This window comes from Bacillus sp. CZDM1 (assembly GCF_055502545.1).
The window spans coordinates 568,903-593,186 of the sequence record NZ_JBUESO010000001.1; the positions used below are offsets into that span (position 1 = coordinate 568,903).

General features: G+C 38.5%; 26 protein-coding genes and 1 other annotated feature. Of the genes, 1 reads left to right on the plus strand and 25 read right to left on the minus strand.

The annotated features are described in order from the left end of the window. Positions 1–48: 48 nt before the first annotated feature. The 16 genes from ACY3XC_RS03060 to rpsU form a co-directional block, all read right to left on the minus strand. Positions 49–1,431 carry a glycine--tRNA ligase gene (locus tag ACY3XC_RS03060; RefSeq protein WP_179157162.1) on the minus strand — a complete coding sequence of 461 codons (1,383 nt, stop codon included), beginning with the start codon at positions 1,429–1,431 and terminating at the stop codon, positions 49–51. Between the two features lie 69 nt (positions 1,432–1,500). Beyond that, positions 1,501–1,686, minus strand: a binding site (T-box leader). A gap of 48 nt (positions 1,687–1,734) precedes the next feature. Then, on the minus strand, positions 1,735–2,490 hold the full coding sequence (gene recO / locus ACY3XC_RS03065; RefSeq protein WP_464867220.1) for a DNA repair protein RecO: 756 nt from the start codon (positions 2,488–2,490) through the stop codon (positions 1,735–1,737). A 31-nt stretch (positions 2,491–2,521) separates the two neighbouring features. Further along, the gene (locus tag ACY3XC_RS03070; RefSeq protein ID WP_075686228.1) at positions 2,522–2,665 is read right to left on the minus strand and encodes a YqzL family protein; all 144 of its coding nucleotides are present in this window, start codon (positions 2,663–2,665) and stop codon (positions 2,522–2,524) included. Between the two features lie 173 nt (positions 2,666–2,838). Then, positions 2,839–3,759: a GTPase Era gene (gene era / locus ACY3XC_RS03075; protein WP_179157164.1), complete on the minus strand. Its 921-nt coding sequence runs from the start codon at positions 3,757–3,759 to the stop codon at positions 2,839–2,841. Continuing rightward, positions 3,752–4,150 carry a cytidine deaminase gene (locus ACY3XC_RS03080; RefSeq protein ID WP_464867221.1) on the minus strand — a complete coding sequence of 133 codons (399 nt, stop codon included), beginning with the start codon at positions 4,148–4,150 and terminating at the stop codon, positions 3,752–3,754. The genes era and ACY3XC_RS03080 overlap by 8 nt, the downstream gene beginning before the upstream one ends. Before the next feature lie 193 nt (positions 4,151–4,343). Further along, positions 4,344–4,721: a diacylglycerol kinase family protein gene (locus ACY3XC_RS03085; RefSeq protein WP_464867222.1), complete on the minus strand. Its 378-nt coding sequence runs from the start codon at positions 4,719–4,721 to the stop codon at positions 4,344–4,346. Then, positions 4,705–5,178, minus strand: coding sequence for an rRNA maturation RNase YbeY (gene ybeY / locus ACY3XC_RS03090; RefSeq protein ID WP_464867223.1), 474 nt, complete (start codon positions 5,176–5,178; stop codon positions 4,705–4,707). The genes ACY3XC_RS03085 and ybeY overlap by 17 nt, the downstream gene beginning before the upstream one ends. Continuing rightward, complete coding sequence (locus tag ACY3XC_RS03095) at positions 5,175–7,343, minus strand: HD family phosphohydrolase (RefSeq protein ID WP_464867224.1); 2,169 nt, start codon at positions 7,341–7,343, stop codon at positions 5,175–5,177. The genes ybeY and ACY3XC_RS03095 overlap by 4 nt, the downstream gene beginning before the upstream one ends. A gap of 188 nt (positions 7,344–7,531) precedes the next feature. Continuing rightward, positions 7,532–8,500: a PhoH family protein gene (locus tag ACY3XC_RS03100; protein ID WP_179157169.1), complete on the minus strand. Its 969-nt coding sequence runs from the start codon at positions 8,498–8,500 to the stop codon at positions 7,532–7,534. Further along, complete coding sequence (yqfD, locus tag ACY3XC_RS03105) at positions 8,497–9,690, minus strand: sporulation protein YqfD (RefSeq protein ID WP_464867225.1); 1,194 nt, start codon at positions 9,688–9,690, stop codon at positions 8,497–8,499. Before yqfD ends, ACY3XC_RS03100 begins: the two co-directional genes overlap by 4 nt. Then, on the minus strand, positions 9,687–9,989 hold the full coding sequence (gene yqfC, locus ACY3XC_RS03110) for a sporulation protein YqfC (protein ID WP_179157171.1): 303 nt from the start codon (positions 9,987–9,989) through the stop codon (positions 9,687–9,689). The genes yqfD and yqfC overlap by 4 nt, the downstream gene beginning before the upstream one ends. A 95-nt stretch (positions 9,990–10,084) precedes the next feature. Then, positions 10,085–10,516 (minus strand): hypothetical protein, encoded by a 432-nt coding sequence (locus ACY3XC_RS03115; protein ID WP_464867226.1) that lies wholly within the window; start codon positions 10,514–10,516, stop codon positions 10,085–10,087. A 33-nt stretch (positions 10,517–10,549) separates the two neighbouring features. Further along, complete coding sequence (gene floA, locus ACY3XC_RS03120; protein WP_133367663.1) at positions 10,550–11,515, minus strand: flotillin-like protein FloA; 966 nt, start codon at positions 11,513–11,515, stop codon at positions 10,550–10,552. A gap of 53 nt (positions 11,516–11,568) precedes the next feature. Further along, positions 11,569–12,201, minus strand: a complete 633-nt coding sequence (locus ACY3XC_RS03125) for an NfeD family protein (protein ID WP_464867227.1) — start codon at positions 12,199–12,201, stop codon at positions 11,569–11,571. A 114-nt stretch (positions 12,202–12,315) separates the two neighbouring features. After that, complete coding sequence (locus ACY3XC_RS03130) at positions 12,316–12,762, minus strand: GatB/YqeY domain-containing protein (protein WP_095250131.1); 447 nt, start codon at positions 12,760–12,762, stop codon at positions 12,316–12,318. Positions 12,763–12,777: 15 nt separating this feature from the next. Next, a complete protein-coding gene (gene rpsU / locus ACY3XC_RS03135; protein ID WP_007087607.1) occupies positions 12,778–12,951 on the minus strand; it encodes a 30S ribosomal protein S21 in 174 nt (57 codons plus the stop codon). Between the two features lie 211 nt (positions 12,952–13,162). On the opposite strand from rpsU, the gene ACY3XC_RS03140 reads away from it, so the two are divergent. Further along, a complete protein-coding gene (locus ACY3XC_RS03140; protein ID WP_179157174.1) occupies positions 13,163–14,092 on the plus strand; it encodes a Na/Pi symporter in 930 nt (309 codons plus the stop codon). Between the two features lie 31 nt (positions 14,093–14,123). Here the strand turns inward: ACY3XC_RS03140 and deoC are convergent, their stop codons facing one another. From deoC to hemW, 9 genes are all read right to left on the minus strand, one after another. After that, positions 14,124–14,798, minus strand: a complete 675-nt coding sequence (gene deoC, locus ACY3XC_RS03145; protein WP_464867228.1) for a deoxyribose-phosphate aldolase — start codon at positions 14,796–14,798, stop codon at positions 14,124–14,126. 95 nt (positions 14,799–14,893) lie between these two features. Then, positions 14,894–16,252 (minus strand): tRNA (N(6)-L-threonylcarbamoyladenosine(37)-C(2))-methylthiotransferase MtaB, encoded by a 1,359-nt coding sequence (mtaB, locus tag ACY3XC_RS03150; RefSeq protein WP_464867229.1) that lies wholly within the window; start codon positions 16,250–16,252, stop codon positions 14,894–14,896. A 5-nt stretch (positions 16,253–16,257) separates the two neighbouring features. Further along, positions 16,258–17,010, minus strand: coding sequence for a 16S rRNA (uracil(1498)-N(3))-methyltransferase (locus tag ACY3XC_RS03155; protein WP_464867230.1), 753 nt, complete (start codon positions 17,008–17,010; stop codon positions 16,258–16,260). 104 nt (positions 17,011–17,114) lie between these two features. Next, positions 17,115–18,056 (minus strand): 50S ribosomal protein L11 methyltransferase, encoded by a 942-nt coding sequence (gene prmA / locus ACY3XC_RS03160; protein ID WP_464867231.1) that lies wholly within the window; start codon positions 18,054–18,056, stop codon positions 17,115–17,117. A gap of 17 nt (positions 18,057–18,073) precedes the next feature. Next, a complete protein-coding gene (gene dnaJ / locus ACY3XC_RS03165) occupies positions 18,074–19,204 on the minus strand; it encodes a molecular chaperone DnaJ (protein ID WP_464867232.1) in 1,131 nt (376 codons plus the stop codon). A gap of 188 nt (positions 19,205–19,392) precedes the next feature. Continuing rightward, positions 19,393–21,225: a molecular chaperone DnaK gene (gene dnaK / locus ACY3XC_RS03170; protein ID WP_464867233.1), complete on the minus strand. Its 1,833-nt coding sequence runs from the start codon at positions 21,223–21,225 to the stop codon at positions 19,393–19,395. A 33-nt stretch (positions 21,226–21,258) separates the two neighbouring features. After that, positions 21,259–21,849, minus strand: a complete 591-nt coding sequence (gene grpE, locus ACY3XC_RS03175) for a nucleotide exchange factor GrpE (RefSeq protein WP_464867234.1) — start codon at positions 21,847–21,849, stop codon at positions 21,259–21,261. Positions 21,850–21,945: 96 nt separating this feature from the next. Next, positions 21,946–22,977 carry a heat-inducible transcriptional repressor HrcA gene (gene hrcA, locus ACY3XC_RS03180; protein WP_464867235.1) on the minus strand — a complete coding sequence of 344 codons (1,032 nt, stop codon included), beginning with the start codon at positions 22,975–22,977 and terminating at the stop codon, positions 21,946–21,948. Between the two features lie 124 nt (positions 22,978–23,101). Then, complete coding sequence (gene hemW / locus ACY3XC_RS03185) at positions 23,102–24,244, minus strand: radical SAM family heme chaperone HemW (RefSeq protein ID WP_464867236.1); 1,143 nt, start codon at positions 24,242–24,244, stop codon at positions 23,102–23,104. Positions 24,245–24,284: the final 40 nt, after the last annotated feature.

Here is a 24,284-nt window from a genome sequence, read left to right on the forward strand (position 1 = left end):
CATTAAGAGTGAGGTGCGGTATAAACCGCACCATCAATATTTTAAAAGTTAAAACATAATCTTTTCTTGGATGAATGTGACAAGTTCTGCGATTGGTACACGGGTTTGCTCCATTGTGTCACGATTTCTGATGGTTACCATTTTGTCTTCTTTTGAATCAAAATCAAAGGTGATACAGAATGGTGTACCAATTTCGTCATGTCTGCGGTATCTCTTTCCAATCGAACCTGCTTCATCATAATCAACGGAGAAATGCTTTGCTAGAGTTGCATAGACTTCTCTTGCTTCTTCGGAGAGTTTCTTTGACAAAGGAAGAATCGCTGCTTTAAACGGTGCCAGTGCCGGATGGAAACGCATAACTGTTCTGGATGTACCATCTTCAAGCTGTTCTTCGTCATAGGCATCTATTAAAAATGCTAATGTTACCCTGTCAGCACCTAGAGAAGGCTCGATACAATAAGGAATGTATCTTTCATTTGTCTCTGGATCAATATAATTAAAATCTTCACCAGAGAATTGCATATGCTGCTTTAAATCATAATCCGTCCGTGAAGCAACACCCCAAAGTTCTCCCCAGCCAAATGGGAATTTATATTCAAAGTCGGTAGTCGCATTACTATAATGTGAAAGTTCATCTTCTGAATGATCACGAAGTCTTAAATTTTCCTTGGTTAGCCCTAAAGAATGAAGCCATTGTTCTGCGAAATTTTTCCAATAATCGAACCATTTCAAGTCTTCGCCAGGCTTACAGAAAAACTCAAGCTCCATTTGTTCAAACTCACGAGTCCGGAAAGTAAAGTTACCAGGAGTGATTTCATTACGGAAGCTTTTTCCGATTTGTGCAATCCCAAAAGGTAATTTCTTTCTCATTGTACGCTGAACATTTTTAAAATTAACGAATATCCCTTGAGCTGTCTCAGGGCGTAGGAATATTTCATTCGTGCTAGATTCAGTTACCCCTTGGAAGGTTTTAAACATGAGGTTAAATTGGCGAATGCCTGTAAAATCATGACTGCCGCAATCTGGGCAAGCAATATTATGTTCTTTTACAAGCTCTTCCATCTTATCAAACGGAAGTCCATCAACGATCATCTCGACTCCCTTTTCATCAAGAGCATTTTCAATTAATTTATCGGCACGGTGTCTGGCTTTACAGTTTTTACAATCAATCATTGGGTCATTAAAGTTCCCGATATGACCAGAAGCCTCCCAAGTCTTTGGGTTCATTAAGATGCTTGCATCTAAACCGACATTGTACGGAGACTCTTGAACAAACTTTTTCCACCACGCCTGTTTAATATTATTTTTAAATTCAACACCTAATGGTCCATAATCCCATGTATTTGCAAGTCCTCCATAAATTTCGGATCCTGGAAAGATAAATCCTCTGTGCTTCGCATGAGAAACAATTTGCTCCATTGATACTTTCATTTCCCTAACTCCTCTTCGTTTAATAAAAAATTGAAAATAAAAAACTCTCGTCGCTATGCTTAAAATAAGCATAGGGACGAGAGTTACCCGCGGTTCCACCCTATTTGCTGCATATTAATGCAGCCTCTTTGATGTGTGATTTCACACATGATATGCTCAAGAACGCCTTCCTTAGGTCCCTATACCCTAGCTCACACCATCCTAGGTTCGCTTTTATAAAGATTGCTAAGTACTCTTTTCCATCAACGCATCTATTTATTATTAAAACACATCATATCGAAATCTAAAATAAAAGTCAATCATTCACAATAATTGATCTCGAAATTTTTCCATGGACTGCAGAAATTTCTTTGTTTTTAGATAAAGACCTGAATATTCATCATAATAAGCTGAAATTACGGTTTTTAATTCATCCTTTGTTTCCTGTTTAACAGTGATATTTCCTAGTCTTGAAAGATCAATAAAATAAAATAACCGTAATAATTTTACAGATGATGGCGATAATTTATAATGGTACGGGTCCTTCTGTAAACAGCGGTGGCAGATAAAGCCTCCCTCACGAATTGAAAAAGAAAAAAGTCCGTCTGTGCTGCCGCAAACGGAACATTGGTTAAGAATTGGATATAATCCCAATACATTAAGCATTTTCATCTCGTAGATATTCATTAGAATATCTGAATCATATCCTTCATTCATATAATTAAGTGTTTGAAAAAGCAGTTCGAAATGAAATGGGTTTGGTTTCTTATCCTCCGTACACTTATCTGTTAATTCTACAATATAACTAGCATAGGCAGTTAGGAATATATCTTCACCAATACTCCGAAAGCTAGTAATCATTTCTCCCTGTTGAAGAGTCCCTAATCCAGTACCTCTTTGGACTAGAAAGTAACCGTGAGTAAAAAGCTGGGTAATAGAGGAAAGTCGGCTGTTTGGCTTTTTAGCACCTCTTGCCATAACACCGATCTTTCCCCATTCCCTTGTATATAAGGTAATAATTTTATTGGTTTCACCATAATCTGTAGTTCTAATGACGATGCCTTCACACTTTTGGAGCATATATGTCACCATCCCGATACATTAGACAAACTTATGAAACGGGAAAATCCATTTGCGCTAGATCTTCATTCTGATTTCCGGGTATTTCTTGGTTTTCCTTCTCAAGCTCTTTAAAGAGAAGATATGTGTCAATATTACCTGTCTGTAGGAATACTTTCCACGTAAAATCCATCATCGAAAACCCCACCTTTCATGATTTAGACTAGCCTTTTAAAGAATCCCAAACCTTACAATTATCATAGCCTGCCTTAGCAAAAATCATAAGACGAAAATTTTGTTAATGTTGTCCATGCATAATTCTATATAAGCGTTAATATTTTAGTTAGGGTCTAGATTTTAGTATTAGTATTAATATTCATCTTCATTAAAGCCATAATCGCGAAGTTGGGACATTTTATTACGCCAATCCTTTTGAACTTTAACCCAAAGCTCCAAGAAAACTTTTGACCCTAAAAGATTTTCAATATCCACTCGGGCACGTTTTCCTATTTCCTTAAGCATACTCCCTTGTTTCCCAATAATGATGCCCTTTTGAGAATCTCTCTCCACAATAACAGTAGCCATTACGTGAATGATATCCTTACCTCCGTGTTGACGTTCCATCTTATCTAGAACAACAGCAAGGGAATGAGGAATTTCTTCACGTGTTAAGTGCAATGCTTTCTCTCGAATTAACTCTGTGATAATAAATCTTTCTGGGTGATCGGTAACCTGATCTGCAGGATAATACTGCGGTCCTTCAGGTAAATAAACTTTAATCTGTTCTAGTAAACGTTCCACATTATTTCCTTCAAGCGCTGAAATAGGAACAATTTCTTTAAAAGGATACTTTTCTTTATATGATTCAATTAGTGGCAGTAATTCATCTGGGTGTATTTGATCGATTTTATTTATAACAAGGAAGATTGGTGTGTTGACGGTTTCGAACTTTTCAAGAATAAATTCTTCCCCACGGCCAAACCCTTCCTCAGCATTTACCATAAAAAGGATTAAATCAACTTCTTTTAACGTGTTTTGTGCAACCTTCATCATAAAATCGCCTAGTTTATGCTTCGGCTTATGAATCCCTGGAGTGTCAATAAAGACCATTTGGGTATCATCTAAGGTTAATACACCCTGAATTTTATTTCGAGTTGTCTGTGGTTTATCACTCATAATAGCAATTTTCTGACCAATAACCCGGTTAAGAAATGTTGACTTCCCTACATTTGGACGTCCAATAATTGAAATAAAACCTGATTTATAACCTTTATTATCGTTACTATGCATGTAAATCCTCCGGAGAAAAGGCACCTGGAAGTAACTCAGCTACAGTAAGTTCTAAAATATCGCCTTTTAAGTTGGTAAGTACAACCTTCATGTCACTTGGACATAGTTCCGAGATTACCTGCCGGCATGCCCCGCAAGGCGAGCACGGTCGATCAGTATCAGCCACTACTGCAAGCATTTTAAAGTCTCGATCACCTTCAGAATAAGCTTTAAATAATGCAGTACGTTCAGCGCAATTGCACATGCTATAAGCGGCATTTTCAATGTTACAGCCATGATATACTTTTCCATCTGTTGTCAAAATGGCAGCTCCTACTTGAAAATTAGAGTAAGGAACATAGGCTTTTTCTCTTGCTTTCTTTGACTCTTCGATTAATCTCTCGGTGTTCAAAATTCAATCTTCCCTTCCAGCAGTAATTATCTGCCGCTTTCTTTATTTTACCCTAAAAATGTTACAAAATCATCACTTGTAGCGAAAAAGTAATATAAAAATTAGAATTTTCATAAAAATCAGCTAATTCATATAGATTAGGTTAGGGCTGATAAGTTATTGTACCGAATTCGTAATTCCATTTCAAATTACATCAGAACAACCATCTAAAAAAATATGGTGTAAAGACCATAATTCCAATCACAACCGCAATAATAGCATAAATAAAAACCGCTCCGGCAGCTAAATCTTTTGCTTGTTTAGCAAGTGGGTGGTACTCCTCTGTAATTAAATCTACAACCCTCTCGACAGCTGTATTCATTAATTCAAGAGAGAAGATTCCTCCAATTGCTAGAATCACAAATAACCATTCCAGTTTACTAATGGAAAATAATATTGAACACCCAATCACTACAAGCGAAGCAAAAAAATGAATGCGCATATTCCTTTCCGTCAAAAGGGCTGCCTTAATCCCTGTTAAAGCAAAAGAAAAGGATTTCCATAACCGAATAGGCTTATCGTGTGAGTCCATAAACTTCTAAAATTTCTTTCTGTCGAGAGAACATTTTTTCTTCCTCATCCTTTTCCATATGATCATAGCCGAGTAGGTGAAGGAAACCATGGACAGCTAAAAAGCCTAGTTCGCGAATAAATGAATGCCCATATTCCTTTGCCTGTTCTTCTGCCTTTGGTATAGAAATGATGATGTCCCCCAAGACACGCGGAAGCTCAGCCCCTATCAACTGTATTTCTCCTTCACCAAGCTCTTCCATCGCGAAGGAAATAACATCCGTGGGGGCATCTTTATCTCTGAATTCCTTATTAATTTCGTGAATTCTTTCATTGGATACAAATGTAACAGAAACCTCGCTACTGTCTTCAACATTTTCTATACCAGCTGCAAAATTCAGCAGTTTTTCGATTTGTTCCATTTGCTCGGTAGAAAGTTGATTTGTTTCGTCCACTAAATCAATCATCAACTTGTTCATACTTGGACCACCTTCTTCGTCATTTCTGGATATTCGATTCTCGAGTGGAAAATCCCCTTTAACGTTTCACAAAACGAGTGCGACACCATTTCTAATTCTTTTAAAGTTAAATCACATTCATTTAATTGCTCATCCTGAAGCCGTTCTGAAACAATCTTCTTAACGAGCGATTCAATCGTTTCAGGCGTGGGCTGGTTAAGGGATCTAACAGCAGCCTCCACGCTGTCAGCAATACCCACAATTGCTGATTCTTTCGTCTGTGCCTTTGGACCAGGATAACGGTAATCCTCTTCCTTGACATCCTGTACGCCTTGTATAGCCTTATGGTAAAAGAATTTCAATAATGTAGTTCCATGATGTTGTTCAGCTATATGGATAATTTCCTTTGGCATATTGTATTTTTTTAATATTGCTGCCCCATCTGTTACGTGTGAAATAATGATATTCGCACTTTTATCAGGCGGCAGCCGGTCATGCGGGTTTTCACGGTGCATCTGATTTTCTATGAAAAAATTCGGCCGTTTTGTTTTCCCAATATCATGGTAATAACAGCCAACCCTAGCAAGCAGCCCATTTGCACCAATGGCTTCACAGGCTGCATCCGCTAAATTAGCAACCATTACACTATGGTGATAAGTCCCAGGTGCTTCCATTAAAATTTTCCTCAGAAGTGGATGATTAGGGTTTGAAAGCTCAATCAACTTCATGGTTGATAGAATTCCAAAGCTTGTTTCAAAGAGCGGTAATAACCCCATCGTCAAGACAGCTGAACCGATTCCTGAAAAAATGGCTGTTAAGATATAATACCCATATTCCAATCCTGAAAATTGTCCATTCGGTAAAAACATAAGTGCCCAAATGGTAAAAAGATTTACTGCAGCTGCAAAGGAACCTGCCTGCAATATTTTAGAGCGCTGATTTTGATCACTTAAAAAAAGCAAAGCTGAGAGGGCACTAAACATTATATAGATCCCCACTGAAAAATTAAGCGTTCCAGAAACCCCTTCATTGAATAAAAGACTGCCAAAAATAGAAATGATTATCGATGAAAGAATCGCAAGTTTTTCATCAATTAATATTTTAATTAACATCCCGCCCATAGCGGCAGGGAATAAGTATCCAATTCCTGAGTAGTTAAAAATTTGAAGCATGCTGACAATTTTCAAAATAAAAAATGTCAGGATAAAAATAATCCCAAACAAGAGCAGGTTGGTATGTCTCTTTTCCGGATGCTCCTTCATTTGATAGAAATAATAATAAAGTGACGAAAGAATAATTGAAATTAAAATAATTAAACCAATGAATGGTTTATACGACTGTTTGTTGTCTAATAATCCTACTAGTTCTAACTGTCGAAATTCTTCCTGACGGATTAATTTACCCTCTTCAATAATAATTTGCCCCTGTAGGATTTTAACAGGCTCGACAGATTCTGCTGCTTGTTTACGCAGCTCCTCCGTTGCCTCTGGATCATAAAACTCATTTTGAATGACTGCATATCTGCCTAATTCTATGGCTGCATTCTTTAAGTCACTATTTAAGGTCGTGAATTTTAATTCTTCTTCCAGGCTTTTTTTTGCATTTTCTACATCATCTGCAGAAATCCGCTTGTTCATAACATTGTTAATGGCTGTTACCGTCAAGTCTTTTGCAATCGCTAATTCATCATCGCTGGCTTGGACAAGTGCGGAAAAAACACGCGCTGATAAATCCTTGATTACACGATCTGTTAATTTCGCCTTTAGCATGGTTACTTCTTCTTCAACGGTTGGCTGCTGTAAATCTAAAGGTTCTTCATCTGTCGCAATCTGTTTTTTCATTTCATCCTCTATTTCTTCAGTTACTTCTACAGCTGAGTCAAAAATGGATGAAATCAAATCTACTTGATTGGATGAATATTCTTTTTTTAATGTATATACGTCTTGAACTTGGTCCAATGCCTCTTGACGTTTTTTTTCTGTACTAATTTTATCCTCTACCGTTGCAGGGGAACGAATGGTTTTCTCAGCTACTGTTAATAGACTAATATCGAGTTTTTCAGGCTTTACATTTCCATACATAGAGGTAAATAGAATGACTCCTAAAACAACAAACACTAATACTCTGAAGAAGGTATAATCTAGAAGCTTTTTTATTTGAATTAAGTATTGCTGTATTTTTTTCAACTAACTCCCCCCAAAAGCACCAAAAATAACCGTAGTCAAGTATGTAAACACGCTTTATGTAAAATGATAACAGTTTTTTCCTGAAGTTTCATCCTCTAATAAAAGATAGGTTATTTTTGCAAGCCAATTGTTATGATTATATGGCAAAAGGGATAAACCATTAGACGGTTTATCCCTTTACCTGTACTTTAGCTTTGCAGGGGCTTCTTTTCGTATGCCTCGATAATCCTGCCGACAAGCGGGTGACGAACAACATCGCTTTGTTCTAAGAAAACAAAAGAAATTCCATTTACACCTAACAAGATCTTTTCAGCAGCTATTAGCCCTGATTTTGCACCTTTAGGTAAATCGATTTGCGTTGTATCACCGGTTATAACCATTTTTGAACCGAATCCAAGCCTTGTCAGGAACATCTTCATTTGAGCATGAGTGGTATTTTGGGCCTCATCTAATATAACGAAGGCATCGTCTAGTGTCCGACCCCTCATATAGGCTAACGGCGCAATTTCAATGGTCCCGCGTTCGATTAACCTTTGAGTATGTTCGGTACCTAAAACGTCATTCAGTGCATCATAGAGAGGCCGTAGGTATGGATCCACCTTTTCTTTTAAATCACCAGGTAAAAATCCAAGACTTTCTCCAGCTTCTACCGCAGGTCTTGTTAGAATAATTTTATTTACCTGACCATTTTTTAATGCATTTACCGCCATTACCACGGCTAAATACGTTTTGCCGGTACCCGCTGGGCCAATTCCAAATACAAGGTCATTCTGTCTGATCGCCATTATATATTGTCTTTGTCCCAGCGTCTTGATACGAATACTCTTTCCTTTTACATTCTTTGCGATTTCCTCATCATAGAGATTATCGAAGTAATCGAGAGTACCTTTTTGAGCCATTTGGATGGCAGACAAAACATCCCTCTGGCTAATGGTTACACCCTTTCTTATAACAAAAATAAGCTTATCTAGAATTTGACTAGCAAGCATCACTCTTTCTTCATCTCCAGAAAGACTGACAGATTCTCCACGTGTGACAATCGATACTTCGAGTTCTTCTTCAATTATTTTTAGATTTGCATCCGCATTGCCAATAAGGGCAATCGCTTCAGTTGGATTTTCAAGTTGTACATTTATTGTTTTTAACTTTACTGTCATTCAGGAGTCTCCTTGGGTATTGGTTGTCCAACCGCAATATTTTCGATAATTTTAAAGTGGATATCTAGGATAACTTTACCATTTTTCAACTCTTTTTGTAAAATTTTTTCATCTTTTATAATAGCTTCTTCATCCAACCCACTTTTTATTTTATTTTTTGCTAATTCAATTGCAATATTTTCAGCTTCCTCTTTATTATAAGTTCGGGTCATCTGTTCTCTGGCTCTTAGTGTTTCATTCCCGACGGAAATTGGCAGCTCCCATTTGAGAAAATGAATACTCTTAACATTTTTTTCTGCCTCATATTCCTTAAATTCCGGTTCACCAAATCCCCAAATAGGAATCTCTAAATTTCCTAGGATTAATGAGTGCTTTTGCTTTTCTTGTCCATTAAATACAAAGAAATACGTATTCAATGGCAGTTCAACATGGCTTCTATACCACGTTTCCCCCCAAACCTCACCGACTGCTGCAACTTGCTGCGTTTGACCTTCCTTTCCAATTACACCGGATACAAGTAAATCCCCTGCTTCCACATGATCATGGAGATCAACCACTTTCTGTCCGGTCTCTACATACATAGATGCTATGATGGCTTTCTTTTTTGCAACAAGGTTTCTTGGCGGAAGCTGCTCTGGCTTTTCTGGTTCCTTTTTCTCGACCACTTGAAGATGATAGGTTGTCCCCTTTAACTCCACACCAACCCAGGTAAGGTTACCAATATTATTAGTTAATTTCCTTTGAATTCCCTCTACATTATCCACAAAAAACTGAATCTTTCCGATTTTTACACCCATCTTGTCCAATTCTTTGCGAATCTGATACTCCGTTGCAGGTTTAGCCCCCTTAATTTCAATGCCCCATATAACATTAGATAAAAACATAATAATCATGAGGAAAAGAATAGCTCCACCAACAAACCCGCTATTTTTCAATAATCGCTTAAATAAAAAAGGCAGCCCTGCCCTCCTTAAGAATGTAATGGAGCATTCTTTTTCTCTTGCATAATGTCTGATTTTTAAAGCATCACCGAGTCTCATTGTGAAAGTAATCGTTTCAGTCCCATGTCGTTTCACATTCCAAATCAATAGTCCGTTTCTAGTAAGAACATTTAAAAATCTTTCTATTCCCCTTCCCGAAACTTTAACCGTTACTTTGCCAGAAAAAAATTCGATCCATTGGTTTTTCATTTTGCTCCTCCTGGATTTTCATTTATATAAATGACCTGATCAATTTTCCCCTCAAGCAAAATCTCTTCAGGTAATATGGTTTTAATCACGAAAGAATTCCCTCTTATTTGCAATTGACCCTGTTTTAACAACAGACGCAATTCTTTATCTGTAAAAGTAATCAATCCTCTATGGTTCTCAATGTATATATGGATTTGCCCAATCATGGTGATCCGGGGTAAATCCATCATGACATCTTGAGGAAGATCCATTTTTTGTGCCATCCAGTTCCGGACACGCAGGCCCCATTTTTTTGCCATAAAAAAAGAACCCCCTTTCATCTCATAATATGAAATGAAAAGGCGTTCTAGCACACCTTTTTCTATTGAATTAGAAGGCTTTCAAAATGAATTATTTAGCTTTTTCTCGGGAAGTATGGCTTTTTAGCTCGTGGTTCACCTAGTATCTCAGCCCAAATAATTCCATTAATAATCGTTTTATCATCTGGTTTTTCAAATAGGATGTCGTCAGATTCCACTTCGATTCTGGCTGGTTTACTAGGCTTCATTTGCTTTACTTGCGTTTTCGAGATAACTGGGATCTGCTTTATCTCTTGATATTTCTCCTCCATACTCTGCATATTAGATTGCTTTGCAGGCTGTCCTGTAGATATCTGTCCTTTGTTTCTTGGAATGCCCATCATTTGTTGTTCAACCTTTGTGCGAAAATCATCAAACCCTTTTGCAGGAAATGTCTTTGTTCTTCTTCCCGGATTACTTTTACCCTTCGCTTTACCAAAGATTGATGAGAGAATTCCAGCAATAATTAAAAATAAAATGGTCTCCATATCCACCCTCCTTCTTTAGGAAAAATTGGTGGTTTATTTGTCGTCTTTTTTATCACCTGTCATCTTGCCTATAGAACCGCGCATATCGGTATCAGCAGAAATATTTTTATAATTCATATATTCCATGACACTGATATTACCGGATTTTAATGCTTCTGCCATAGCCAGCGGCACCTCTGCCTCTGCCTCTACAACTTTTGCTCTCATTTCTTCTACTTTTGCCTTCATTTCCTGTTCAGTTGCGACAGCCATCGCCCTGCGCTCTTCTGCTTTTGCCTGGGCAATTTTCTTATCGGCCTCCGCCTGCTCCGTTTGCAGCTCAGCACCGATATTTCTGCCTAAATCAACATCAGCAATATCAATCGAAAGAATTTCAAAAGCGGTACCAGAATCTAATCCTTTAGCTAAGACTGTTTGCGAAATCAGTTCAGGGCTCTCTAGCACTTTACTATGATCCAGTGAGGAACCAATCGTCGATATGACACCTTCACCAACACGTGCAACGACAGTATCTTCACCCGCGCCACCGACAAGACGGTCGATATTTGCACGAACGGTAATTCTTGCTTTTGCTTTTACTTCGATACCGTTCATGGCAACACCTGCTATGAATGGGGTTTCGATTACTTTTGGATTTACACTCATCTGCACGGCTTCTAAGACGTCACGTCCTGCAAGGTCAATTGCGGCACACCGTTCGAATGATAACTCAATGTTTGCACGATGGGCAGCGATTAAAGCATTCACCACTCTATCCACATTCCCACCTGCTAGGTAGTGACTTTCGAGCTGATTTGTTGTTACGTTCAATCCTGCCTTATGCGCTTTAATGAGTGGATTGACTACTCTGCTCGGTGTAACCCGTCTAAGTCTCATCCCTACTAGTGTAAAGATACTGATTCGAACTCCTGCAGCAAGAGCAGAAACCCAAAGCATTACCGGAACAAAAGATAATAATATTCCGAGAAAAATTAACGCCACAACGATAATACCAATCATAAATAAAGTTCCACTTGTTAATTCCACAGCACTTACCTCCTTTTAGTCCTTCATTATACTTTCCTGACTACAATACGAACTCCTTCAACCTTAACTACAGCGATTTTTGAATTTTGATCAATGAAATCGCCTTCAGTCACAACATCAATTCTTTCTTTATTAAAAACCGCTGTTCCAGACGGTCTTAATACTGTCAGTGCAATCCCTTCTTTTCCTATTAAATCTGTACGATTCACATTAGACACATAGCCATCCTCTTTTTTTGCTGTATCAAATAGAATCATACGATTAAATAAAACTATTTTTTTTCGTAAAACCTTAACCATAATAAAAAGCATGGCAATCGATACACAAATAGAAATGAAAATGGATATTCCGATACTCAATGGATTTTCTCCTGCTAGAAAAAGACTTGCGATTAATGCTGCCAATCCTAGTGTTCCTGAAATGGCCCCTGGAAGAAAAAATTCTAAGAAAATAAGCATGATTCCTACAGCAAATAACATGATCGTTCCGAAACCAGCAAGACCTGCTTGAAAATGTCCATAAAAGAAAAGAAGTAATGCAAATAAACCGATGAATCCTGATATTCCAAACTTTGACGAAAACAGCTCATAGACAATAGCTGCCCCTGCAATCGTTAATAGCAGCGTTACAACGACTGGGTTTGTTAGAAATTCAACCATATTTATCCTCCCTTCATGTCGACACTATGTATACGTTTTAAATCCAAATAAGTTTCAACTTTCCAAAATGAAAAACCGCAAGCTTAACGCTTGCGGCTTTGGTTGTCAGAATAATTATGAAAGGTGTTGTTGTACGTATTTATTTACAAGTGACCCGTCTGCTTTACCCTTTACTTTAGGCATAATCGCAGCCATCACTTTTCCCATATCCGCTTTTGATTTTGCACCGACTTCAGAGACTGTTTCTTTAACAATTTCTGACAACTCTTCTTCGGAAAGCTGCTTCGGTAAATACAGTTCGACGATAGCCAATTCTGCACGCAATTTATCAACAAGGTCTTGACGACCTGCTTTATCAAATTCATGGAGGGATTCTTTGCGTTGCTTCACTTCGCGAGAAAGGATAGTTAACTCAACCTCTTCGGAAAGCTCTTTTGTTCCAAGCTTAATCGCTTCATTTTGCAATGAAGCTTTGACCATCCGAATTGTTATGAGTTTGTCTTTTTCCTTATTTTTCATCGCTTGTTTCATGTCACTATTTAAACGCTCGAGAAGACTCATAAATTACACCCTCTCTTAGAACTTACGTTTTCTTGCTGCTTCAGACTTTTTCTTACGCTTTACACTTGGCTTTTCGTAGAATTCGCGCTTTCTTGCCTCTTGCAAAGTACCAGTTTTTGATACTGTACGTTTGAAGCGACGAAGAGCATCTTCAAGCGATTCGTTTTTACGAACGACGGTTTTAGACATTCTCTTTCCCTCCCTCCGAAACACAACACACTTACACTCAATCCATGTACCTTGCAATTATAATATAACCTGTAATCAAGGTCAACTGTATTTATAGAGATGAAACAAGCTTTTACTATTTTTATTCATAAATCCACAATTTTTTGAACAACCTCCATAAATCTGGCATGTCCCCTTCCCTCAGGCATACAATGAAGAGAGGGGTGAAGACATGCTATACATAGTATTATTTATCTTATTTATCTTATTATTTATTTTTGGGATGACCATTATTAGGTTTGGATTATTTAATTTGTCGGGGAATAAATTAAAAGGATGGCTGACCAAACTAACAAGCACACCACTAAAAGGCATGGTGACAGGCACCTTTGTTACGGCATTATTACAGAGCAGTTCTGCAGTCATGGTTATCACGATTGGCTTAATTTCAGCAAAAATCATGACTTTTCCCCAATCAATCGGGATTATTTTGGGTACAAATATCGGAACAACCTTTAAGACAGAGCTGATTACCTTCAATCTTGATAAAATTCTGGTACCCCTTGCTATTATTGGAGCCTTACTTACCTTTTTTAAACCGATCAAGATTAGAAGCATCGGTATGGTCACCTTTGGTATCGCCTCAGTTTTTACAGCTATGAAAGGTTTTGAGCTGTTAGCTCAGCCATTAACCGCCCTCCCATTTATCAATAATTTTATCCTCTCTATTAACGATAATATTTTATTAAGTATAGTAACTGGAGCAGTTATTACTGCTATCATTCAATCTAGTACAGCGATGACCGGTATCACCATGGGTTTTTTAACCGCAGGTCTTCTTCACCTTGATGCAGGTATCGCTATCGTATTTGGCGCTAATATCGGGACATGTATAACGGCAATGATCGCATCTATTGGAGGCGGGAAAGAATCAAGATTGGCTGCCTTTGCACACGTTTGGCTCAATGTAGCTGGTGTTTTACTTTTTACTCCCTTTATCCCCGCTTTGTCCGAAAATGCTCATTTATTAGCGGATGAAAAAATGATTCAACTAGCACATATTAGTGTTATATTTAACGTCGTTTCATCCATCATGGTCCTGCCTTTTGCGACAAAGTTTGGTGAAATGATCCTGAAAGTCCATGGTGAAAAAATAAAATAAAACACAAAAAAGACGGCCATGGCCGTCTTTTTTAGTAATCTGAAGTAACAGTTAAGCCTTGAAGAATGGCAACTCCTGCACTTGCGCCAATTCTCGTCGCTCCCGCTTGAATCATTTTTTCGGTATCTTCCGTATTACGAACCCCTCCGGAGGCTTTAACTCCAATATCAGGCCCCACAGTTTCTCTCATCAGCTTAATATCTTCAACTGTAGCACCGCCAGTCGAGAATCCAGTCGATGTTTTAACAAAGTCTGTTCCTGCCTTTACTGCTAGCTCGCAGGCGCGAATTTTTTCTTCCCTTGTAAGCAAGCTTGTTTCAATGATAACCTTCGTTAATGCTTTGCCCTTTGCAGCTTCAACAACTGCACGAATATCCTTTTCCACTAACTCATCATTTTTATCCTTCAAGGCGCCGATATTGATTACCATGTCAACTTCATCTGCACCATTCTCTATTGCATTTTTTGTCTCAAATGCTTTGGTTTCCGGAGTAACAGCACCGAGTGGAAACCCAATAACAGTACAAACCTTTACGCCACTTCCACTCAATAAGCCTCTCGCAGTGCTAACCCAAGCAGGGTTTACACAAACCGAGAAAAATTTGTGCTCCTTAGCTTCTTGGCAAAGGGTCTCAATTTGTTGACGCGTAGCATCTGCTTTTAACAAAGTATGGTCGATCATCGAAGCAACATTGGCAGTAGCCATTTTCTTAGCCCCTTTTCAAATCTGTAGTTGAAAGAAAGTTGATACTAACAATAGAATACCCAAATCAAGATAAAAAAAAGGACCAAAATAGGTCCTTAAATGGCAGCTTCTTCTTCTGTAAATACTTCAAATTTAACTGGTTCATCTTCAACAATTCGGACAAATTGTCCTTCATTATAAGGATAGCCGGCTTTTGAAATCTTCACTTTAACAAGTTTACCAATCATTTCTTCTGTTGCAGGGAATACCACTTTCAAATAATTATCTGTATATCCTACATACTGTCCCTCGCTGAATTCTTCTTCCGGTATCACTTCTAATACGTCACTTTCAAATTGCGAAGCATATTCCTTAGCTAATTGATCAGAAAGAGCAATTAAGCGGTGCACTCGCTCATTTTTAATCTCTTCGTCCACTTGGTCTTCCATTCTGGCAGCGGGTGTTCCTGTGCGCTTAGAATAAGGGAAAACATGTAGTTCAGAAAATTTATGTTCATTAATAAAATTATATGTTTCCATAAATTCTTCTTCCGTTTCACCAGGAAAACCAACAATTACGTCTGATGTTACAGCAAGACCAGGAAGTACTTCTTTAAGGCGGTCTAATCTTTCGCCAAAGAATTCCATCGTATATTTACGACGCATTCTTTTTAATACTGTATTTGAACCAGATTGAATTGGGATATGCAAATGACGAACAATAATATTTGAGTGTTTAATTACTTCAATTACTTCATCACTGATTTGACTTGCTTCAATAGAAGAAATTCGGAGACGTGCAAGTCCCTTTACCTGAGCTTCTAAATCACGAAGCAGCAAGGCTAGGTTGTAATCCTTCATATCCTCTCCATATCCACCTGTATGAATTCCGGTTAATACAATTTCTTTGTAACCAGCATCCACAAGCTGCTGTGCTTGGCGAATGACTTCCTTTGGATCACGAGATCTCATTAGCCCGCGTGCCCATGGGATTATACAAAAAGTACAGAAGTTGTTACAGCCTTCTTGAATTTTCAATGAAGCACGTGTACGATCGGTAAATGCAGGAACATCAAGCTCTTCATAGACACGATTCTTCATGATATTACCGACACCATTTATTGGCTGGCGTTCTGTTTTATACTGTTCAATATATTCAAGCATTTTTACCCGGTCCTGTGTCCCAACTACGATATCAACGCCAGGTATTGCCATAATTTCCGCAGGTGATGTCTGCGCATAACATCCTGTCACACAAATAACGGCGTCAGGGTTTTTGCGGACCGCACGGCGAATTACTTGACGGCTTTTTTTATCGCCTGTATTTGTAACCGTACAAGTATTAATGATATATACATCAGAGATTGATTCAAAATCAACTCGTTCGTAGCCTTCTTGCTTGAACAATTGCCAGATTGCTTCAGTCTCATAATGATTCACTTTACATCCAAGTGTATGAAAAGCGACTGTTGGCATTGTATTCATCTCCTCATTAATTCAAAATGGTAGGAAATCGCCGCTAGAGCATACAGTGGCGCAGTTTCCGTTCTTAATATACGCGGACCTAAGCCGCAAAGGACAAAATCATTGTCCCGTAGTACGTTAACCTCTTCTTCAGCTAGTCCACCCTCAGGACCAAATACCAAAAACAGCGATTCCCCTGGTTTCATTTTTTGTAATGTTGCTGAAAAAACAGATGTTTCACCATTTCTGCTCTCTTCTTCAAAAGCAGCTAATTTATAATGAAAATTTTTGCTTTTCTCTATCAAAGCTTTAAAATTCATTGGGCTGATAATTTCAGGGATAAATCCACGATGGGATTGTTCTGCTGCCTCTTTGGCAATTTTTTGCCATCTCTCTACTTTTTTACCGGCTTTTTTATCATCCCATTTTACGACGGAACGACGGGCAGAAAAAGGAATAAATTCGCTGGCACCAAGTTCAGTGCCTTTTTGAATAATCCATTCAAGTTTGTCCCCTTTTGGAAGTCCGCTGGCAATCGTAATCGAAATAGGAAGCTCTGACTTCTCATCTTTCCATTGTACAACGTCTGCAACGACTTGTTCATCGGTAATTTTTGCAATTTCACACACTGCACCATTCCCATTTGGATCAACACAAATGATTTTGTCTCCGATTTCCATACGCATAACCTTGATAATATGGTGGCGGTCATCACCATCAATCACAAAACTATTTTCAGTTGCTCGTAGTTTAACAAAGTAGCGTTGCACACGATGCACCCCTCTAAAACATTTTACTCTTTATTGTACTGCATTAAATCTCACTTTTAAAGCAGTGAAATAGAAAAAAGGGGGTTTATCCCCTTTTTTAAAAATTATGTCCTTTTAGCGATAATTGCAACCCAATCTTCCATCAAGATGGTTTCAATGATTTCAAATCCAGACTGAACGAGTCCTTCTTTTACTTGATCTTTCTTCTGCTGAATAATTCCTGAGGCAATAAAAGTTCCTCCAGGCTTAACAACACGTGCTACATCATCTGTGAAACGTAGAATAACTTCCGCTAAAATATTGGCAACGACAACGTCAGCAGAATTCTCTTCTACACCATCTAATAGATTATTTTGCGAAGTGGCTACTTTGTCGCTTACTTTATTAAGCTTGATGTTGAGTCGCGCTGAAGTTACAGCAACTTCATCTAAATCATAGGCACGAACATCCTCTGCGCCTAACATGGCAGCAACAATACTAAGGACACCCGAGCCAGTACCAACATCTATTACCCTGTCACCCGGCCTGACAAATCTTTCTAATGCTTGAATACACATGACCGTAGTCGGATGCGTTCCAGTTCCGAAAGCCATCCCAGGATCCAGTTCAATGATTAATTCATCACTGCTGACCGGGGTGTATATCTCCCAAGTAGGAACAATCGTAAACTTCTCTGAAATTTTAACAGGATGATAATATTTCTTCCATGCTGTTGCCCATTCCTCTTCGTTCACTTCACTAATGGTCACTTGGTTCTTCCCAATATCGATATTGTGGATAATGAGATTATTAATTGATTCTTTAATTGCATCAACTGTTTCACCTAAGAAACTGTTAACAGGTAAATATGCTTTAACGATAACACCTTCTTCAGGGTAATCATCTGGATTGAGTTGGTAGATTTCCCCGAACTGATCTTGCCTTTCCTTTGTTAGTTCAAAAGGATCTTCAATAACTACACCGCTGGCACCGGCCTCGTGTAAAATATGTGATATTGGTTCAATCGCTTCGTTTGTAGTGTGAATACTAAATTCAGACCACTTCATTCTACCAGCTCCAATCCTTACTCGCCTTTAAAGGCTCGTTTTACTTTTGAGAAAAAACCTTCTTCATGTTCACCAATTGGTGAATTTCCACTAAGTTCAGCAAATTCACGAAGAAGATGCTTTTGTTTATCCGTTAACTTAGTTGGAGTAATAATACGGACGATTATGTGCTGATCCCCGGTTCCATATCCGCGTACATTTGGGATTCCCTTACCTTTGAGTCGGAACTTTGTTCCTGTCTGCGTACCAGATGGGACCTTAACTTTTACTTTGCCATGCAAGGTTGGGACTTCAATTTCATCTCCGAGCGATGCTTGAACAAAGGTGATAGGCATTTCACAATATACATCGTCGCCATCTCTTTCAAAAAACTCATGCTCTCTTACGTGGAAAACTATATAAAGATCACCAGATGGACCTCCGTTTATACCGGCCTCACCTTGTCCAGAAATCCTTAACTGTTGTCCATCGTCAATACCTGCAGGAATTTTCACATGAATCTTTTTGCGTTTTTTCACCTTACCACTACCGCCACAGGTAGCACATTTATGCTTAATTTCTTTTCCTGTGCCATTACAATGGTGACAAATACGGCGATTAACCACTCTGCCAAAAGGTGTGTTCTGTTCAACATTTAACTGTCCTGTTCCATGACAGTGCTGACATGTTTCAGCTTTTGTTCCTTTTTTAGCACCAGACCCGCTGCATGTACCGCAGGTTTCTTCACGTGGAATTTCAATATCTGTTTCTTTTCCAAATGCTGCTTCCTCAAACGAAACTGTCATCGTGTACTGTAAGTCAGCACCTTGTCTAGGGGCATTAGGATCACGCCTGCGTGATCCGCCGCCACCACCGAAAAACGTATTAAAGATATCCTCAAAACCACCGAAGCCGCCGCCGAAATCAGCACCGCCCCCAAAGCCTTGGTTTGGATCGGTATGACCAAATTGATCATAATGTGCCTTTTTTTGATCATCGCTTAAAACCTCATAAGCTTCAGCAATTTCTTTAAATTTATCTGCAGCATCGGGCTCTTTATTAATATCAGGATGATATTGTTTGGAGAGCTTCCGATATGCTTTTTTAAGTTCATCCTTAGAGGCGCTCTTACTGACACCTAGCACCTCATAGTAATCCCGTTTACTCATGATTACCACTCCCGAATCTTTCACATAAAGATTATTTTAACATCTATAAGAAGATGATTGCAATAAGAAAAGCGCAAGGCGCTTGCTCATCGGCTGTAGCTGAACAATAATTTGTCTATACCCTTAACAAAGAAAAAGCCAAAGCCCCTTTGCTGACTTTGACTTTTTCAAAAATTACATAGCCAATTCTATTTTTCGTCCTTGACTTCTTCAAATTCAGCGTCGACTACATTGTCATCCTTAGGACTAGCGTTTCCGCCTTCTGCACCTTGTGCTCCTTGTGCTGCCTGAGCCGCTTGTTCATAAAGCTTAACAGTTAACGCTTGAACAATTTCTTGTAAAGCGTCTTTTTTAGCACGGATTTCTTCAAGGTCGTTTTTCTCAATTGCTTCTTTTAAAGCATCTTTTGCTTCGTTCGCTTTTGCAACTTCAGAAGCATCCACTTTATCTTCTAAGTCTTTTAACGTTTTTTCAGTCGTAAACACTAATTGGTCTGCTTCATTGCGAAGTTCCACTTCTTCTTTACGCTGTTTGTCAGCTTCAGCATTTTCTTCTGCTTCTCTAACCATTTTTTGAATTTCCTCATCAGAAAGACCCGTTGAAGATTTAATTGTAATTTGCTGCTCTTTATTTGTGCCAAGGTCTTTAGCACGTACATTAACGATACCGTTCTTATCGATATCAAAAGTTACTTCAACTTGTGGAATTCCACGTGGTGCTGGTGGAATATCAGATAATTGGAAGCGACCTAATGTTTTATTCAGATTCGCCATTGGACGTTCCCCTTGAAGAACGTGGATATCAACCGCTGTTTGATTATCAGCAGCAGTTGAGAACACTTGTGATTTTGACGTTGGGATTGTTGTATTACGGTCAATCAACTTTGTGAATACACCGCCCATTGTTTCAATACCAAGTGAAAGTGGTGTAACGTCAAGTAATACTACATCTTTAACATCACCTGTGATTACGCCCCCTTGAATGGCAGCACCCATTGCTACTACTTCATCTGGGTTAACCCCACGGTGTGGCTCTTGACCAGTTGCTTTTTTGATTGCTTCCTGAACAGCAGGAATACGAGTTGACCCACCAACGAGAATAACTTTATCAAGTTGTGATGGAGATAAACCAGCATCACTTAATGCTTGGCGAGTTGGTCCCATTGTCCGCTCAACAAGGTGAGCAGATAGCTCATCAAATTTGGCTCTAGACATTGTCACTTCAAGGTGAAGTGGTCCAGCTGCTCCAGCAGTGATAAACGGTAAGGAAATTTGAGTAGTAGTAACACCTGATAAATCCTTTTTCGCTTTTTCTGCTGCGTCCTTTAAGCGTTGTAATGCCATTTTATCTTTAGAAAGGTCAATGCCATTTTCTTTTTTGAATTGTTCTACTAAGTAATCAATAATTACTTGGTCAAAGTCATCTCCGCCGAGACGATTGTCACCAGCTGTTGATTTTACTTCGAATACGCCATCTCCAAGTTCAAGGATGGATACGTCGAATGTACCGCCGCCAAGATCGTAAACAAGAACGGTTTGGTCCTGATCTGTTTTATCTAGACCGAATGCAAGTGCTGCAGCTGTCGGCTCATTGATAATACGTTCAACTTCTAAGCCAGCAATTTTACCTGCATCCTTAGTTGCTTGACGCTCTGCATCATTAAAGTAAGCTGGTACGGTAATAACCGCTTTTGTAACTGGCTCCCCTAAATAATCTTCAGCATAAGATTTTAAATATTGAAGGATAATGGCTGACATTTCTTGTGGAGTATAATTTTTCCCTTCAGCTTCTACCTTATAATCTGTACCCATATGGCGTTTAATAGACATAATGGTATTTGGGTTAGTGATTGCTTGACGCTTTGCTACTTCCCCTACTTGACGTTCGCCATTTTTAAACGCTACTACAGATGGTGTTGTGCGGTTTCCTTCTGGATTTGGAATAACCTTTGGTTCGCCGCCTTCAAGAACAGCAACACATGAGTTTGTTGTACCAAGGTCAATACCGATAATTTTACTCATTTCCCTTTTCCTCCTAAGTATTAATATGTAGGGTTATTGATTTACCTGAACCATTGATGGGCGGATAACCCGATCCTTTAACATGTACCCTTTTTGGAATTCAGCACTTACGATATTAGAGCCAAAATTCTCATCTTCTCCCTGCATTACTGCTTGATGGAAATTTGGATCAAACTCTTTCCCAACTGCTTCTATTGCTTCAACGCCTTCTTTTTTTAAGGCATCTACTAAACTGCGATAGACCATTTCCATCCCTTGAAGCAAGGAACGAGATTGCTCATTGTCTGCTTCTATTTGCAAGGCTCTTTCAAAATTGTCCAAAGCTGGAAGCAGTTCAGTTACTAACTTTTGTGCTTTATATTTTTCACCCGCCTCAATATCTAATCGAGTTCGACGGCGGAAGTTATCAAAATCCGCTTGAAGACGCAGGTAACGATTATCTGCTTCTTCTAATTTACTGGTGAGGTTTTGAATCTCAGCAGCATAGTCTACATCCGTTGAATCTTCATTGGAATCCCCTGCTTCATCAAAAACAGTTTCAACTTCCTCGTTGGTAAGTTCCACTTGTTCATTCATTTCAGATTCAACTTCCTCATTAAGCGTGTTGTTCTTTTCTTCTGTCAACTTACTCACCTCCTTAAAGGTTTGGTAACATATATTGAATAATTATTTTCACCTAGTTGAAATACGCAGTATTTCACTTACTCAATATTTCCAGCACTAATATTTTTGATACAGCTTTGTTAATACTGCGGTCAGATCCTTACTCAAAAACTGCAGCAAGCCGATAACACGTGAATATTCCATTCTCGTTGGTCCAAGAATCGCGATGGTTCCCAATTTCTCCGCCCCAACAGAATAGGTTGCGGTAATAAGACTGCAATTTTCCATAGCGCTATTATTGTTTTCCCTGCCGATTTTCACATGAAGACCCGCTGAGTCATTTTTAATTAAGGGGTAGATCCATTCTTCGTGTTCAATCATTTGTAATAGTTCACGTATTTTACTGATATCATGAAACTCTGGCTGACTTAACATATTTGTCTTTCCGCCAAAGAAGAGTTTTTCATTAACCGGCATTTTTAGCGAATCAGCAATGGTATGCATCATTAAATCGTAATTTCGGATATGCTGCCTTAGTAACATTGCCACTTCTTTGTAGATTTTATCATTTAAATCTTCAAGCGCAACCCCAGTCAAACGCTCATTTAGAATATTGACTGTCTTTTCTAAATCACTTGCATCCACGGTTGGAGGCAAATAAAATGTTCGGTTTTCAACATGGCCCGAATCCGTTACAAAGATTGCTACTGCACTTTCCTTGTTTAGAGGAATGATTTGTATCCGTTTAAGTTTATTAAAGCTGGCCGCAGGACCTAAAACGATAGAAGTATAATTGGTTAGCTCAGATAATATCCTTGCCGACTTTTGAATGATTTTTTCAAATTCAAAAATTCTCTCAGCAAAGATTGATTGAATAATCGTTATATCCTGCTTGTTTAATGCTTGAGGCGACAGCAAATGATCTACATAATACCGATAGCCTTTTTCAGAAGGAACACGACCAGAAGAAGTATGCGTTTTTTCAATATAGCCTAGTTCTTCAAGATCAGCCATTTCATTCCGAATAGTCGCCGAACTAAATGATATTTCATCCTTTTTCGACAAACTCCTTGAGCCGACAGGTTGTGCAGACCGAATAAAATCATCAACAATAACCTGAAGAATCAATAATTGACGATCTGTTAACACCTTTCATCACCTCTGTTAGCACTCATTGAAGTCGAGTGCTAATTATATTAATAAATTATCAAAAATAGGGGGATGGTGTCAATCATTTGGCATTAAGAAATTACAAAAGCACCTAGATAGCGGGTTAGTTGATAACCCCTAAAAAGGATTGAAAAACCTCATTTCCTAATAGCCGCCCTGTTTTTGTTAAATATATATTACCTTCTTTTATTTCTATCCACTTTTTAGTAATTAAATCTGCTATCTCTTTTTCAAATAATTGCATAGGATCCACATCAAACTTTCCGATGAAATGAGAGATAGATACTCCAGCTGTTTTTCGCAGACCTAAAAACATTTCTTCTTCTATTTGTTCTGCTTTTGAAGTTTGGTTTTCTTGAAAGATAGGGAGACTTCCGTCAGCAATTAAATCCATATATTTTTTCAATGGTCCTGCATTCGAGCGTCTCCAGCCATTCACATAGCTATGAGCACCTGCACCGAACCCAAAATAGTAATCGTTATTCCAGTATGTTAGGTTATGTTTACTTTCATAGCCAGGCTTTGAAAAATTACTAATTTCATACTGGTTAAATCCATGCTTTTCCATTTCCTCCATTAATAGTTCATACATTTCTGCTTCAATATCTTCACCCGGAGTAGGAAGTTTACCTTTTTGCAAAAGATTATAAAAGACCGTCTTCGGTTCAATAATTAATGAATACCCAGAGTAATGTTGAATATCAAGAGTGAAAGCCTCTGATAATGACTCTTTAAAATCAGTTATTGTTTGGGTTGGCAGACTGAAGATTAAATCAATGCTGATGTTTTCGAAGCCGAGAGACTTTGCATTCTCCACTGTTTGGTAAACATCCTTGGCACGATGGACACGGCCAATTTTCTTTAATAATTCATCATTAAAGGTTTGGACACCAAGACTGAGCCGGTTTACACCTGCATCTTTTAATATCTGCAACTTGCCTTTTGTTAAATCACCCGGATTTGCTTCGAATGTAAATTCAAGATTACTGCTCATAGGTAAGTTCCTATTTATACTATCGCAAAACCGTTCAAGCTGCTTTTCATTTAGTGAAGTAGGCGTCCCTCCACCCACAAAAATGGTTTGCAATTTGTCAGTTGGATATTTGTTAAATGTTAAGACCATTTCTTGCTCTAGCGCCTGTAAATATTCATCAACCGGCTGCCCTTTTAGAAAAACTTTATTAAAATCACAGTAATGGCAAATATGCTCACAAAAGGGTATATGGAGATAGGCAGCTTTAATCATACATACTTTCACCTCTGTAAAAAAAGAGGCAGGATTTCGC